This is a genomic window from Lysinibacillus sp. NPDC093210, assembly GCF_044753985.1.
GTDB lineage: Bacteria > Bacillota > Bacilli > Bacillales_A > Planococcaceae > Lysinibacillus.
On record NZ_JBIVOE010000002.1, the window covers coordinates 631,801 to 646,003 of the forward strand.

Below are 14,203 nucleotides of genomic sequence, written 5' to 3' on the forward strand. Positions count from 1 at the left end.
TTTCAACATCAAATAATAATTCAATTGTATCATAGGCGATACAATTCTCCTATCTGGTATTTCCATTTTTATCATTAACTTTTAGATGAACCAATAGACCAATAACCGTCATCAAAATTAATGTTGATAATGCTACACGACTTGCTAATGTACCGTAATCTTTCATCCATAATGTAACCGTTCCATATACAGCTGGTCCGATTATCGATGAGACCTTACCAGAAAAAGCAAATAGTCCGAAGAACTGCCCTCGCTTATCATCTGGTGATAGCTCAATAATATATGTTCTTGATGTAACCCACATAGAGCCTAGTGAAATACCAAACATACTGCCAGCAATCCAAAACATCCATTGTTCTGTCGCAAAAACAGCAAAGGTTAATGCGATAATCATTAACAGCGCTACAATGGTAATAGCCCGCTTAGCACCAATTGCTTTTGTAATATAGCCGAATGCGAGTGAGCCAATAATTGTCGATACGGTGGAAACTAAATATAGAATGATAAATTGACCTGAAGAAAATCCTACAATAGTAGTTGCGTAAACAGCCATCATTGCAATTGTTGTGGCAATTGCATCATTTAAAAAGAAATACGCAATCATAAAAGTAAAAATCGCTTTATATTGCTTCATATCCTTAAATGTACTAATAATTTCCTTGTAACCTTCAAAAAACTTAGTCGTTTTCCGCTGTTCTTTTGGTATCGGAGTATCCTTATTAATAAAAAATAATGGCAATGAAAATAATAAATACAAAATCGCTGTTGGTATAAATGCACGATGAAAATCACTGTTTCCTACATATAAATAAACAAGAAGCCCAAAAATAGTACCTAAGTAACCAATCGCTACACCATAACCTGAAATAAGGGGCATTTCTTCTTTTGTCCCTAGGTCACCCATCATCGAATCATAGAATACGAGACTCGAATTAAAGAAAAATTTCGCAATGACAAAGCTTGCAACGACTAAAAATAAACTGAGCGGTACACCTGAATAACTTGTTGTTGTCTCGAAATTTGCAAAAACACCCATCATAAAGGTAAATATAATAGAAATCGATGCAAACCAGACAATGAATCGTTTTTTATAGCCGGTTTGATCTATCCATACCCCAAAAAGCGGTGAAAAAACTACTAGAAAAAAGCTTGCTAATGCATTGGCATACGAAATAAATGTACTAGCAACTTGTTGCATTACTTCATTCGTACCTAACACTTCGTCCATATAAAATGGGAAAAAAACTGTATTAATATTTGAAGAAAATATCGTATTAGCAAAATCGTAAAACGCCCAAGATAGTATTGGCAATGATAAATAGAGTGCTAGCTGACTGCGATGCTGTGTTTCTCCCACTTGCCTCTCGTTCATTAAATCCCTCCTTTTCCTTCTTATAATATTAAATTAATTCCTATCTGTATTAAAAAATACCTTTTGTTTAATAAAAATTAATATTATTTACAATATAACAAAACCAACTGCTAAATGGCCATAAATTGGTTAATCCATTACCAACCATTTTCCAAATAAATAAAAAAGATATTCAAGCCCCTCGCTTGAATATCTTTTAATTATTCCTCAGTAATAGTTACCCATTTATTAGACCATTGTTCAATTGCTTTTAGCACGGGTGTGATTGCATATCCTTTTTCTGTAAGCTCATATTCAATAACGACTGGTGTAGAAGGAATGACGGTACGTAAAACGATTTCTTCGGTCTCTAACTCCTTTAATCGCTCTGTTAGCACACGACTACTAATATTCAACTGATTTTTAATGGTTGAAAATCGTTGTGGGCCGTCAAGTAGCTGATATATAAGCAAAGTATTCCAACGATGATTCAATAGCATAAGTGCCTTTTCAAATCGTGGACAAATATTTTTTTGATTCAATTTACTCCCTCCTTTATTACTAGTTCTTAATAAAGATTATATCACTTTTTAAAAATCAGTTCTTAAAATCCACTTAGTTACTTGACAAAAGTTGTTTTTAAAAATAAACTAAGTTACGAAATGTAAGTTAAAGAAAAGGAGTAATTACATTATGCAAAATATTGGTTCAACAATTTTACGTGTCGTTCTCGGCATTATTTTTGCGGTACACGGTTTCCAAAAATTCCAAGGCGGAATCAGCTACACAGCTGACTTCTTTGAAAGTCTAGGTATACCAGGCTTTATGGCATATATCGTTGCAGTTATTGAATTAGTTGGCGGAGTTGCTCTTATTTTAGGCTTAGCAACAAGAATTTTTGGTGCTTTACTGACTATTACAATGATTGTTGCTATCTTTACAGCAAAGCTTAGCATTGGTTTTATCGGAGCAGATGGATTGGCTGGTTATGAGCTTGATTTAGCATTAGGTGCTATAGCACTCTACTTTGCTCTTGCAGGGGCATCTAGCTTCTCCTTAGATTCTCAACTTTTTAGTAAAGAGTAGCGAATCATCTGCTACTTAGGGCAATTTTCAATAGTTTACGGGCAATTCACAGACCTTTTGTGGCGATTTCACTAGGTTTATCGTCGGAGGGTAGTGCCAGGCACTCAACGGCATGCAAAAAAGTGTTAGATTGATGGCAGTCAATCTAACACTTTTCTCCTTTTGCTTCTATGGATTCAATAATGCTATCTATTGATAATACTTTAGAAGAGCCTGTGTACCATTGTCACCGTAGCCTTCTGCGATTAGCTTTTCATACATTTCATGAGCTAATGCTAGCCCTGGTAAAGAAATACCCATTTTTTTTGATTCATCTAAAGCAATTTTCATATCCTTTACAAAATGTTTAATATAAAAACCTGGGGCAAAATCTTCCTTCATCATACGCGGAGCTAAATTACTTAAAGACCACGATCCTGCAGCACCTGAAGAAATAGATTTTAAAACAGTAGCTAAATCTAGCCCCGCCTTTAAGCCATATGCAAGCGACTCACATACACCAATCATCCCAGATGCAATAACGATTTGATTACACATTTTCGCATGCTGTCCTGCACCTGCTTCACCTTGGTAAACTATATTTGCTCCAAATTGTTGTAATACTGGTGCAACTTGATTAAAGGCATGTTCGTTTCCACCAACCATAATCGACAATGTGCCATTCTGAGCTCCTACATCTCCACCAGAAACAGGGGCATCCAATGCTTCTACTCCTAGTGTTTGAGCATGTGTATAAATCTTCTTCGCTAAAGTAGGCTCAGATGTAGTCATATCGATAACAATATTGCCAGCCTGGGCAGTTTTAAATAGCCCCTGTTCACCAAAATAAACTTCCTCAACATCAGTTGGATAACCAACCATCGTTAACGCTATATCCTTATCTTTAAAAGCTTCAGCTGGCGAACTAGCCCAACTAGCCCCTAATGCCATTAACGGCTCTGCTTTTTCTTTTGTGCGAGTATAAACTGTCACCTCATGGCCATTTTGCAATAAGTGTTTGATAATGCTAGCACCCATAACACCTGCACCGATAAATGCAATACGCTCTTTTCTCATATGTAATAACTCCTTTACTTGAATTAATTTTGTTTCCATCAATACGCTATAGACGGACGCTTTTCTGTCAAGTACCGATCTGCTTCCTTCGCTAAGCTTCTTTTCCCTGGAGTAGCTGCCTTCCGCACAATTGAATGAAATTAACTCTCTTAGTAAAACTAATCAATTATTCCTTTCTCTCATTTTAGATGAGTTGAGGTTTAAGGAATTTTTGCTTAGCTTATGATGTGTTTTTAGTGTAGATGAATCAGTTCAATAATTCAAATTCTTCTTAAAACTTGTACTAACTTTATTATGTATGGCATATATACCGAATAAGCAAAAAAAAAGAGAGCAGGTGATGGGAATCACTGCTCTAAAGGGGGAAATGAGAATGTTGCTGTGTTCATATTAACTATTCCCCAGTAAATGCATTTTTAAACATCTAATCTAAAAAGTTTTACTCTGAATACTGAAACAAATCATCCTGATCTTCTTCTTCTAATGTTGTCTGTCTATAATAAGTATTCATTAACTGATCTAATCTGCGACTCAGTTGAATGGTTTTTGCATTCTGTAACCCGTTTTCAACACCAGAGCGAATCATCATCTCACGAGTTTGTTCCATTTGTTTCAAGAGTAGATTGACCATTCATACAACCCTCCAACATACAAATAATCATACCATTATTATACATTTATATTTCATTTCTTACAGCATTAAGTTACGACAATGTTCGACAAAATTAACTTCTAGGAATTTCCAAATAAGTGTATATTATAATCCCGTTTTGCTTTGCTTCACCTCTAAAATGTTTAAATAAGGGGTGTTTCACTAATACTTCACGAAACTCATAAAATTGGTCTTTAGTAATTTCGATACTTTGTATTTCTCCTTCCTGTAATTGTTTAAGCATATTTTCATATTGTTCCATTTTTTCTATTCCCTTCTCTTTCCTTATTTTGTGTATTAAATTATGAATTATTCAAAAAAAGCTTTACGTTTTCCTTTTTTTCATGCAAACTGTATATTATTAGTCGATGAAGGAGCTGACTGTCTGTGAAAATAGCTGAAGTTGGAAATATTATCGAGTTTAAAAATGGTTTGCAAGGTATTGTTGAAAAAGTAAATGAAAATTCGGTGATCGTTGATCTAACATATATGGAGAATTTTGATTCCCTTGAAATTGAAGAGAAAACGGTCGTCAACCATAAACGTTACAAAATCTTATATGCAAGTGAAGCTTAATATTCTGAATAGTCCCTTTTTGTCTTAATAGATGATAAGGGACTATTTTTTTGGTAAAATTAAAGTATGGAGGTCGAATTATGCTAACAAATTCGAAACAAACAATAATACTTCTCCTTTCTTTATTATTCGTTTATGGCATGCTTGCTTTCACATTTGCTAATCCAGCTGTATTTTGGTACCTTTATGCATTTACTCTGCTCGTATGTATAGCTATTGCTATTCTTTCAGGTACAATTGAAGATCAATTACCTACTTGGAAATTTCTAATTTTCGGCATAGGGTACGGTACAATCACATATGGCATTATACGTTTTGGTTATTGGCTCGCTCCATATATAAATGATCGGCTAGTAGTAACAGTGAAAAAGTTTTTAACTGTTTACGGTCCACAAAATATTTGGCACTATATTTTACTTGTGTTCATTGTCGCCATTGGCGAAGAGCTATTTTGGCGTGGTTACGTACAACAACAATTGAAGCGTTTTATGCGCCCTGTTTTAGCAGTTGTTGTAACAGCAATTTTATGTGCCATCTCGATTGCATTTAGTGGCTTTAAGCTTGGTATAATTGCAGCTCTTGTAACAAGCCTAATTTGGGGCTTTATTTATGAATGGCGCAAGAGTATGCCTTTAGTTATTGTGGCCCATGTTGTTTTTGTTCTACTATTGTTTTTAGTGTTACCTTTAACATCATAACAAAAAAAATTGGAAACATTTTATCTTTTATTAGCGTTTAATATAGAAAAGGAGGGCTTTTCATGCAAAAAAAATTATTTTCAATGCTTGCATTATTACTAACAGCTGTTATTGTCGTGGGGTGTAATACCTCTGATAAGACAGAACAATCAGATGCTGAACAAAATGAACCAGCGAACTCACAACAACCATCTGAGAATGAAACTGCAGGCGATGACAAGCAAGAAACGCCTACATCAAATGATGCAAATACAGACACACAAGCTAAACCAGAACAAGAAGTGAAATACGTTCAAAAAGGTGTCGACAAAAAGGAAACAGCAACTGAATCTGATAGTGTTGATCAGGGCTATAAATTCCAACAACTACCTGAATTCACTCTTTCTCAAGAAGAACCAGGAAAAGACATGTTAGTATCAAATGCTGATGATGAAGTATTTATGCGTATTGAAACAACAAATGCTTCTGAAACAAGCTATGATGCAGTAAAAACATCTATGCAAGACTACATGAATGCAGTCGGAGGACCAGTAGCATTATCTGCTGAAGAACTTTCTGCATTTAAGGATATTAAAAATATTGAGGGCTATGTTGTAGACTTTGATACTGAAAAAGTAGTTGGCGTAGTATTTGAAAAAGATGGACTCATTACAAAATTAACAATTCATGATAATGATGAACAAGATTTAACTGCTGCAATGCTTGCTATGGCAGCCACTATTTCCAAAAAATAATACCCAGTGTTTGAAAGGCCTTAGAATCCATTCTAAGGCCTTTCTTTTATTCATCAACAAAAAACACAGGGAGGCATTGTGAGCTCCTTAAATAAACTCCCTAACAGGCAAAAATAGCTATTATATTCGATTCTTTACCAAAAACATCGTTAAGTTCCTTTTTAAAATCCTATATTTGGGCATAGAAAAAAGAATCGCCTCAAAATCCATTTGAGACAACTCTTTTTAATAAGACAAATCTTTAATTGATAGCCCTAATTTTTTTAATAAGCCTATCGTTTGATCTTTTTCCTCGACAGATAATGCACTCATCAATTCATGTAAATGTTGTTCATGCCTTGGAAATAATTCGCCCATAAACGCTTCACCTTCCGCGGTAATTTCTGCATAGGTAACGCGACGGTCTGATGGACAGGAAACCCGTAAAAGATAGCCTCTTTTTTCAAGCTTATCAATTACATACGTAATAGACCCACTGGCAAGTAATATTTTATTACCAATTTGCTGTAATGGTTGTCTCCCTTTATGATAAAGGAGTTCTAAAACTGCAAATTCAGTAGGATTTACACCATTCTCTTGGAAAAAATGGCTTGTCATCTCATTTATTGCTTTATGGGCACGCGATAATACTATATATAATTTTAAAGTTTGTTTTAAATCTTCTTCTGACGTCATAGCCTAGTCCTCTCAATTCGCTCTTTATACATGTCATTATAGCGACTTTTGAAAAGCATTGTCAAAAGCATTCAATAATAGCGCACTATTGAAATAATTTTTACTGTATTTAGGTTACTAAATAAGCAGAATCCTTCGCCGAAACATCTAACGGGTCCAATTGATTGAATGTGTAAACAGGAAACTGCATATGGAAACATGTCCCCTTCTGCACTTCACTTTGAACACCTATTACACCTTCATGCTCTTCGATTACTTTTTTCACGAAAGCAAGGCCTAGTCCTGTCCCTGTTGATTTCGTCGTGTAAAAAGGTTGGAATAAATTTTGGATTGTTTTACTATCCATTCCACTGCCATCATCTTTAATCATTAACTCTACAATCGTACAGTCAATAACATTCATCTCAACCGTAATTGTGCCACCATTATGCATAGCTTCCATCGCATTTTTAATAAGGTTCATAAATACTTGCTTTAGACGATTTTCATTGCCACCAATATACACTTCAGTAGCTGATGGTATATATTGAATCATAATTTTTTTCATCAAAGCATCAGGTAACATAAATTCGATCACTTGTTTTACAATATGATCTAATTCGATTAATTCTACCTTCATACTTGTTGGCTTGGACAATACTAATAATTCGGACAAGATTTGCTCCATCCGTTGTAACTCACTATCGATAACAGATAAATACATGCGTGATTCCTCATCCGCATTCAGCTTTAAAAGTTCTGTAAAGCCTTTTAAAGAAGTTAATGGATTTCGAATCTCATGTGCAATACTTGCCGCCATTTGTCCAACTACATTCAACGCTTCCTGATGCTCCACTTTATGCTGCAACTGCTTTTTCTCAGTTTCGTCATTAATAACAGTGACGATAATATTATTATACTCATCGAAAACACTTGAGATTTCGTAATAGCACGTTCTACTTACTTGTGTTTCATCTACGACATGAATAATGGCATGTTTTTCGCCCATCAATTTGGATAAATATGTTGTAATTTGTCCATTCTTCATTGTAAATGAATCAAATATATGTTGATGAGCTTTATGAAGAAGCTGCGATTTTTCTATTTTCAAATACATTTCTGCATATTTATTTAAACCAAGAATAATCCCACTCGCATCACTCACAATAACAGCATAGGGTAAATGATCATATGCACTGAAGGATTGCGATCGTTCCTGTTCCTTACTAACATACAATTCAATTGCTCTGTCATTATTGATAGTGGATAGCTGTGCGACTATTTCTTCTGTGTTTGGATCATAGAAACATTTAAAGGACATCATTTCTAGATCATTGTTATTTTTACGAATATTAAATATTTCTTCTGATCTTAACTCACATTGTAGTTCCTTAACGAACTTAGCCCACTTAATATTGGATGGCTCGTCCATTGTTATAAAACCTTTAAATGATGAATTAAGATTAAAAAGTTTAATAGCTGCCTCATTACAATTCAAAATTTTCCCTGATTTATTAAGAATAAGTGTTGGTGACGAAGTACTTTTCATAAGATTTCCAAAACATTGATTTATATCATTTTGCTTCAACTTTCTCACCGAACCTTTCAAAAGAGTAAAAAACCTCTCATTCGAATTTTGAGCCTTTACTATACTTTATGACTGTACGATTCTATTATTACAAAATTTAGTAAATTTAAGTATTTAAAATTATTTCACGAACCGTTCACAAAATAAATAGGTCTAAAGGATTATATTGTTTGTCAGCTACTTGACTGTTACAATTAGAAGTTGAAAGGAAGATTAATGCATGAATACTATTTTAACTACTTTAAACGCAAAGTATATCCACACAAATTTAGCATTGCGTTATTTAAAATGTGCTGCTTTACCTGAATACAATCCAGTAATTGCAGAATACACAATTAAAGACCCTGCATTTAATATTGTATCAGATTTATTTCAAAAAAACCCCGATATCGTAGGATTCAGTTGCTATATTTGGAATATTGAAGAAACAATACACGTTATTAAAATGTTAAAAACGGTTTGTCCAAATGTTAAAATTTTGCTGGGAGGACCTGAAGTATCATACGATGTCCATCATTGGTTACGTCGAATTGAAGAAGTTGATTTCATTGTCATGGGCGAAGGGGAAACTTCATTTAAGCAGTTACTACGCCATTTGCATGGCGAAATACCTTTAGAAGATGTTCCAGGCATTTGTTACTTAGAGGACGGTAAAGTTCGAATTCACGCGCAAGCACCTAAAATTGACTTACGTGAATTACCGAGTCCATTCCGTTTTGAAGAAGACCTTCCACATCTAAGCAAACGAATTCAATATATTGAGACAAGCCGAGGCTGTCCTTTTAGCTGTCAATTTTGCTTATCTTCTATTGAAGTAGGCGTACGCTATTTCAATAGAGAAAGTATAAAAGAAGATATTCGTTATCTAATGAATAATGGTGCGCGCACTATTAAATTTGTCGATCGTACATTTAATATTAGCCGTAGCTATGCGATGGAAATGTTCCAATTTTTAATAGATGAGCATAAGCCAGGCGTAGTCTTCCAGTTTGAAATTACTGCTGATATAATGCGTCCCGAAGTCATTCAATTTTTAAATGATAATGCCCCAAAAGGACTTTTCCGTTTTGAAATTGGTGTTCAGTCTACAAACGATCTAACAAATACGCTTGTACAACGTCGTCAAAACTTTGAAAAATTAACGCGTACAGTAACAATGGTCAAAAATGGTGGAAAAATAGATCAACATTTAGATTTAATTGCTGGACTGCCAGAAGAGGATTATAGTAGCTTCCGACAAACATTCAATGATGTTTTTGCTATGCGTCCTGAGGAATTACAGCTGGGCTTCTTAAAGCTATTGCGTGGTACAGGCCTTCGTTTGGAGGCTGAAAAGTTTGGCTATACCTATGTGGATTTATCTCCTTATGAAATCTTTTCGAATAATGTCTTAACGTTCGATGATATTGTCCGTATTAAACATGCAGAAGATGTACTTGAAAAATATTGGAATGCACACCGTATGGACCATACAATCGAATATTTAGTAACAGAAGTATTTGATACACCATTTGATTTCTTCCAAAACTTCGGAACTTACTGGGAGACAAAGGGCTGGTCACGTATTGGTCATCAGCTAGAAGATTTGTTCCGCCGTTTACTTGAGTTTTTAGAAACTGTGGAAAGTGCTAATTTACCAATTATCCAAAGCTTAATGCAGCTTGATTATTTAAAGGCACAACAATTCCAACCACGTAAATTATGGTGGAAAGATCGCCCTACTGAAGTTCAACAAAAAGCACTTTATACAGCTCTACGTGAAAATCCTAACATTGCAGGTGAAGAATTTGCCAACTTGAATTTGACTGAAAAAGAATTGTTCAAGCATACACTTATCATCCCACATAACTTGGATTATCAAAATTTCTCAAATGGCAAAATTGTACAAAAAAACGGCTATCTTTTAACCTACTTCCGACACGGTCAAGAACCGTATTTTGCAACAATCCATTCAGTTTAATAAAAAAACGCTATTCACTTGAAATTATTCAATGAATAGCGTTTTTTTATTTTTGAAACTAAAATAATTCGATTTTTCAACTAATCCACTATTCTTCGCATTACGAATTAATTACAATTTCTACCGACTGCCACTAACTTTTGATGCTAGTAATGGATTCACAATCACATTAAAATAATTAGTACAAATCACTTAAAATATAGTTATTGGTAATAAGTACTTATTACCTATAATGCAGCAATTTTAATCAGGAAATATTTTATTAAATTTTCTAAATTTTTAGATATATATTCAACAAATTTGCTGCCTGACTAATAAATGCTTATTCTGAACGATTTCTAAACCTCTATTTATTCTTTTAAATTGCACAAAAAACAGTTAGACATCCTAAAATAGCCTATCAATTCTTAGCTAATAAATCGAATTATAGTTTCTTATTCTTTATATTTTTCATTAAGCAAATTAACATACTTCAATGGTCTTCTACGTAAAAAATTTCCAGCATCTCCTTATATATTAAATATTAAATACAATATAATAGAAGAAAGTCATAAAATAGAATCACTTTTATTGCAGTGAAAGTACTCAATCTTCTCATTTTAGAACATAGCAATTTGAATACTATAAAAGAAGAAACCAAAGTGCCATGGAGTTATTTTGCTCTGTTTAATATTACAAAGTACGTTTTACTACCGAAATCAGCAAACCTAATGCTTCACTATCTGTCATACTGCTTACTCGATCACTATGATCTATTTTCATAATACCTCGTTTGTGTGTCTCTTTTAATAAGTCCTTTAATTCTTGTTTAGCTGTGCTTGTAAGTGTCATAGTAAGTTCTCCTTTTGTTTCTTTTTCGTAACTGGGTTCACCGCTGCTTTTATCCTTTTCAAAAAGCTGTATTAGATGACCCTCAGTTCTAGTACAAGGTGGTCATTTCTCTTTCTCCACTCTTAATAAGATGTACCCGCACACTAACCCAACTAAACTTTTTTTTAGTAATGTTGCTACTGAATTTTTATCCAGTGGTTTAGAAAAATTTTAATGATTTGCCCCAGACTGTCGGATAGATTATAGATTAGATCATTGCTGTTGACTTCCACTACAGGCGGCGCTTTCCGCTCCAATCTAGACTTAAGCTCCCGTACGGCCAGTAACGGAAATCTAGATGTACATGGAATATCAAGAAAGGACTCACCATGCCTATGCAATTAAAATTTTTGACTACAAGTTCAAAGGGGGCAAATTAATAATTTGCCCCCTTAAAACCCTCTATATCAATGCTTCTAAATGTTTATCCAATAATAACTCGTTCTTTCGGATAATGGAATTTGGATTTTTTACCTCTTCCACCTCCACCAAGTGAATACAGGAAGGAAATTAAACCAACTCGTCCTATGAACATTAATATGATAATGATGATTTTACCTACAACTGATAAATCTGAGGTAATCCCTAAAGACATTCCACATGTTCCGAACGCAGATGTAATTTCAAAAATAATTTGTATTAGTGTCGCATGTGGCTCTGTAATAAGTAAAATGATTGTAGCCATTAGCACCATAAAACAAGCGACTAAAATAACGACAAACGCACGGAAGACATCAATTAAATGGATTTCACGTCCGAAGATTTGAATATCTTCTCTACCCCTTGCAAACGTAATTAAAAATAATATCGCAATAGCGAAGGTCGTCGTCCGTATCCCGCCCCCAACTGAGCTTGGAGAAGAACCAATGAACATTAAAAAGCTCATAAAAATATCTGTCGCCTCACTGAAGGATGTTACATCATATGTTGTAAGTCCCGCTGAACGTGTAGATATGGAATGGAACATTGCGGAAAAGATTGCTTCATGCCAAGGCATCCCTTTAAATGAATGGAAAGACTCAAGCAGTAAAATAACGAGCGCCCCTACAACAAATAAAATTGCATAAGTAGTTGTCGTTATTTTTGTAAATAAGCTAAAACGAAAATTAGCATGCCGATTAAGTAAAAATGTTTTTACCTCGACTAGCACCGGGAAGCCAATTGCTCCTAGCACAATCAACACCATTGTTATTAATTGAACAAAATAATCATTATGAAATGGCAATAAACTCATCCCAGTAATATCAAAGCCCCCGTTAGTAGTAGCTGATATAGAAGCAAAGACACCGTGAATAAGAGCTTGTTCAAATGTATCGAAATAATTCGTAAAATGCGCAGTTAAAATAATTGCTCCTGCTAATTCTATGCCGATTAAGATTTTCAATATTTCTCGAATTAATTGGACAACGCCAGATAAATTATACTGATTATGATCGATCATAATTAGCTGACGTTCACGCATCCCAATTTTTTTCCCTACAAGCAACCAAACAAAAGTACCCAGTGACATAATACCAATCGCGCCGAGCTGTAAAATAACAAGTACCATGACGAGTCCAAATGTTGTGTAGGTCTCTGAAATATTAAACGTTGTTAAGCCAGTTACACTTACAGCACTTACCGCAGTAAATAAGCTATCTAATAAAGACACTTTCACACCCGCTTGATGAACGCCGGGAAGTCGTAACAATAGGAAGGAAATTGCTATTGCTATGAAATAATAAGACACTAGTGCCTGAAACGGTGTGATTAATTTATTAGATGATTTTTTCCAAGGCACCTCATCAACTCCTTCCACTCATGATGCCAAGATAGATATTAGTATAGAAAAAATCTATAAAAAAAGAAAGAGGCTGTTTTAAACAGGATAAAACTATCCACCTCGAGCTATTTAATCGATATAAAGCAAAAATCCGCATACACTTTCGCAGGAAAAAGCAAGCGCACATGACTCAGTTAGTGTTGCGAGCGATACGCTCGTGCCTTGCCCGCAGAAAGCAACGCGGATTTAAAAATAGTTTCTTTATGCATTTATAAAAGTTACAAGCAGTTATTTTGTTTGTTTTTTATTACGTACCCCTACTAAATAACCGACAAATGCAATACCAATTAACACAATCCAGAATGTTAATTCCCATCCTGTTGAATGAGGGAATTCTTTAGGTAATATACCCACTTTTTCATGAGCTAATGTTAAAACAACAAGTTTTACCCCAACCCAGCCAACAATTAAAAATGCAGCAGTTTCAAGTGAAGGATAGTCGTTTAAAACTTTCACAAACCATTGCGCGGCAAAACGCATCATTATAACACCAATAAAGCCACCTAATAGCATAATAATAAATTGTCCACCATTAATGCCACCAATATCAAAATTACCTAAGTGTGGAAGCGTCACAGCAATAGCAACGGCAGCAAGCATTGAATCAATCGCAAATGCTATATCAGCAACCTCTACTTTTAAGACAGTCATCCAAAAGCCAGATCCCTTTTTCACAGCAGTCTCATCATTTTCGTCTTCCTCATCTTTACCTTTTCTCAAGTCATAAATATTTTTGGCTGACATAAACAATAGGTAGGCTGCTCCAACCGCCTGAATTTGCCAGTAATTAACTAATACTGTAATAACAAAGAGCGCAGAGAATCGGAATATTAATGCTCCAAATAATCCGTAAAATAGTGCCTTTTTTTGTAGATCAGGCGGTAAGTGTTTAACCATAACAGCCATTACAACTGCGTTGTCTGCTGCTAGTAATCCTTCTAATACAACTAGTACAATCAGTACCCAGCCATATTGTAATAATATTGCTTCCATCCTCTGTTCCTCCTTTAAACTCTGTATACCCAAAATTGCGATCATTTACTAGTCAAATGCAAAAGAAAAGACCCCTGCCTGAAAGAAGGCAAAGGTCTTGCTAAGCAAATTTGTATTTGTCACTTCTCTCATTACAGGTATCGGCATTGCACCTTTTTCAAAG

General features: G+C 34.7%; 15 protein-coding genes. 5 read left to right on the forward strand and 10 right to left on the reverse strand.

Annotated features, from left to right (window positions below; genetic code table 11):
• Positions 1-49: 49 nt before the first annotated feature.
• The gene (locus ACIP9C_RS08565) at positions 50-1,372 is read right to left on the reverse strand and encodes an MFS transporter (protein WP_401009668.1); all 1,323 of its coding nucleotides are present in this window, start codon (positions 1,370-1,372) and stop codon (positions 50-52) included.
• Positions 1,373-1,572: 200 nt separating this feature from the next.
• Positions 1,573-1,893: a winged helix-turn-helix transcriptional regulator gene (locus ACIP9C_RS08570; protein WP_401009670.1), complete on the reverse strand. Its 321-nt coding sequence runs from the start codon at positions 1,891-1,893 to the stop codon at positions 1,573-1,575.
• A gap of 151 nt (positions 1,894-2,044) precedes the next feature.
• Between ACIP9C_RS08570 and ACIP9C_RS08575 the strand changes: the two genes are divergently transcribed.
• Positions 2,045-2,437 carry a DoxX family protein gene (locus tag ACIP9C_RS08575; protein ID WP_401009672.1) on the forward strand — a complete coding sequence of 131 codons (393 nt, stop codon included), beginning with the start codon at positions 2,045-2,047 and terminating at the stop codon, positions 2,435-2,437.
• Positions 2,438-2,626: 189 nt separating this feature from the next.
• Here the strand turns inward: ACIP9C_RS08575 and ACIP9C_RS08580 are convergent, their stop codons facing one another.
• The 3 genes from ACIP9C_RS08580 to ACIP9C_RS08590 all read right to left on the reverse strand — a co-directional run bounded on the left by ACIP9C_RS08580 (position 2,627) and on the right by ACIP9C_RS08590 (position 4,407).
• Entirely contained in the window at positions 2,627-3,493 is an 867-nt protein-coding gene (locus tag ACIP9C_RS08580; protein ID WP_401009674.1) for an NAD(P)-dependent oxidoreductase, read from the reverse strand.
• A 439-nt stretch (positions 3,494-3,932) separates the two neighbouring features.
• Positions 3,933-4,124: an aspartyl-phosphate phosphatase Spo0E family protein gene (locus tag ACIP9C_RS08585; protein ID WP_024362260.1), complete on the reverse strand. Its 192-nt coding sequence runs from the start codon at positions 4,122-4,124 to the stop codon at positions 3,933-3,935.
• Positions 4,125-4,218: 94 nt separating this feature from the next.
• Positions 4,219-4,407 carry a hypothetical protein gene (locus tag ACIP9C_RS08590; RefSeq protein WP_401009676.1) on the reverse strand — a complete coding sequence of 63 codons (189 nt, stop codon included), beginning with the start codon at positions 4,405-4,407 and terminating at the stop codon, positions 4,219-4,221.
• 125 nt (positions 4,408-4,532) lie between these two features.
• Between ACIP9C_RS08590 and ACIP9C_RS08595 the strand changes: the two genes are divergently transcribed.
• The 3 genes from ACIP9C_RS08595 (at position 4,533) to ACIP9C_RS08605 (ending at position 6,153) form a co-directional block, all read left to right on the forward strand.
• Positions 4,533-4,721, forward strand: coding sequence for a YkvS family protein (locus tag ACIP9C_RS08595; RefSeq protein WP_024362262.1), 189 nt, complete (start codon positions 4,533-4,535; stop codon positions 4,719-4,721).
• An 80-nt stretch (positions 4,722-4,801) separates the two neighbouring features.
• Positions 4,802-5,419 (forward strand): CPBP family intramembrane glutamic endopeptidase, encoded by a 618-nt coding sequence (locus tag ACIP9C_RS08600; RefSeq protein ID WP_401009677.1) that lies wholly within the window; start codon positions 4,802-4,804, stop codon positions 5,417-5,419.
• A 62-nt stretch (positions 5,420-5,481) separates the two neighbouring features.
• Positions 5,482-6,153, forward strand: a complete 672-nt coding sequence (locus ACIP9C_RS08605; protein WP_401009678.1) for a hypothetical protein — start codon at positions 5,482-5,484, stop codon at positions 6,151-6,153.
• Positions 6,154-6,378: 225 nt separating this feature from the next.
• Here the strand turns inward: ACIP9C_RS08605 and ACIP9C_RS08610 are convergent, their stop codons facing one another.
• Positions 6,379-6,828, reverse strand: coding sequence for a MarR family winged helix-turn-helix transcriptional regulator (locus ACIP9C_RS08610; RefSeq protein WP_401009680.1), 450 nt, complete (start codon positions 6,826-6,828; stop codon positions 6,379-6,381).
• 109 nt (positions 6,829-6,937) lie between these two features.
• Positions 6,938-8,356, reverse strand: a complete 1,419-nt coding sequence (locus tag ACIP9C_RS08615; RefSeq protein ID WP_401009682.1) for a PAS domain-containing sensor histidine kinase — start codon at positions 8,354-8,356, stop codon at positions 6,938-6,940.
• Between the two features lie 259 nt (positions 8,357-8,615).
• Between ACIP9C_RS08615 and ACIP9C_RS08620 the strand changes: the two genes are divergently transcribed.
• Entirely contained in the window at positions 8,616-10,355 is a 1,740-nt protein-coding gene (locus ACIP9C_RS08620) for a B12-binding domain-containing radical SAM protein (protein ID WP_401009683.1), read from the forward strand.
• Positions 10,356-11,027: 672 nt separating this feature from the next.
• Here the strand turns inward: ACIP9C_RS08620 and ACIP9C_RS08625 are convergent.
• The 3 genes from ACIP9C_RS08625 to ACIP9C_RS08635 all read right to left on the reverse strand — a co-directional run bounded on the left by ACIP9C_RS08625 (position 11,028) and on the right by ACIP9C_RS08635 (position 14,040).
• Positions 11,028-11,186 (reverse strand): hypothetical protein, encoded by a 159-nt coding sequence (locus ACIP9C_RS08625; protein WP_401009685.1) that lies wholly within the window; start codon positions 11,184-11,186, stop codon positions 11,028-11,030.
• A gap of 463 nt (positions 11,187-11,649) precedes the next feature.
• Positions 11,650-13,005, reverse strand: a complete 1,356-nt coding sequence (locus ACIP9C_RS08630) for a TrkH family potassium uptake protein (protein ID WP_401009686.1) — start codon at positions 13,003-13,005, stop codon at positions 11,650-11,652.
• Between the two features lie 270 nt (positions 13,006-13,275).
• The gene (locus tag ACIP9C_RS08635; RefSeq protein WP_401009688.1) at positions 13,276-14,040 is read right to left on the reverse strand and encodes a TerC family protein; all 765 of its coding nucleotides are present in this window, start codon (positions 14,038-14,040) and stop codon (positions 13,276-13,278) included.
• Positions 14,041-14,203 lie beyond the last annotated feature (163 nt).

What these genes read in the sequence shown, in the direction of transcription:
- ACIP9C_RS08625 (WP_401009685.1), bottom strand. Translation starts at nt 11,186, where the DNA reads ATGACACTTACAAGCACAGCTAAACAAGAATTAAAGGACTTATTAAAA.
- ACIP9C_RS08610 (WP_401009680.1), bottom strand. Translation starts at nt 6,828, where the DNA reads ATGACGTCAGAAGAAGATTTAAAACAAACTTTAAAATTATATATAGTA.
- ACIP9C_RS08585 (WP_024362260.1), bottom strand. Translation starts at nt 4,124, where the DNA reads ATGGTCAATCTACTCTTGAAACAAATGGAACAAACTCGTGAGATGATG.
- ACIP9C_RS08620 (WP_401009683.1), top strand. Translation starts at nt 8,616, where the DNA reads ATGAATACTATTTTAACTACTTTAAACGCAAAGTATATCCACACAAAT.
- ACIP9C_RS08565 (WP_401009668.1), bottom strand. Translation starts at nt 1,372, where the DNA reads ATGAACGAGAGGCAAGTGGGAGAAACACAGCATCGCAGTCAGCTAGCA.
- ACIP9C_RS08580 (WP_401009674.1), bottom strand. Translation starts at nt 3,493, where the DNA reads ATGAGAAAAGAGCGTATTGCATTTATCGGTGCAGGTGTTATGGGTGCT.
- ACIP9C_RS08590 (WP_401009676.1), bottom strand. Translation starts at nt 4,407, where the DNA reads ATGGAACAATATGAAAATATGCTTAAACAATTACAGGAAGGAGAAATA.
- ACIP9C_RS08575 (WP_401009672.1), top strand. Translation starts at nt 2,045, where the DNA reads ATGCAAAATATTGGTTCAACAATTTTACGTGTCGTTCTCGGCATTATT.
- ACIP9C_RS08615 (WP_401009682.1), bottom strand. Translation starts at nt 8,356, where the DNA reads ATGAAAAGTACTTCGTCACCAACACTTATTCTTAATAAATCAGGGAAA.
- ACIP9C_RS08605 (WP_401009678.1), top strand. Translation starts at nt 5,482, where the DNA reads ATGCAAAAAAAATTATTTTCAATGCTTGCATTATTACTAACAGCTGTT.
- ACIP9C_RS08635 (WP_401009688.1), bottom strand. Translation starts at nt 14,040, where the DNA reads ATGGAAGCAATATTATTACAATATGGCTGGGTACTGATTGTACTAGTT.
- ACIP9C_RS08600 (WP_401009677.1), top strand. Translation starts at nt 4,802, where the DNA reads ATGCTAACAAATTCGAAACAAACAATAATACTTCTCCTTTCTTTATTA.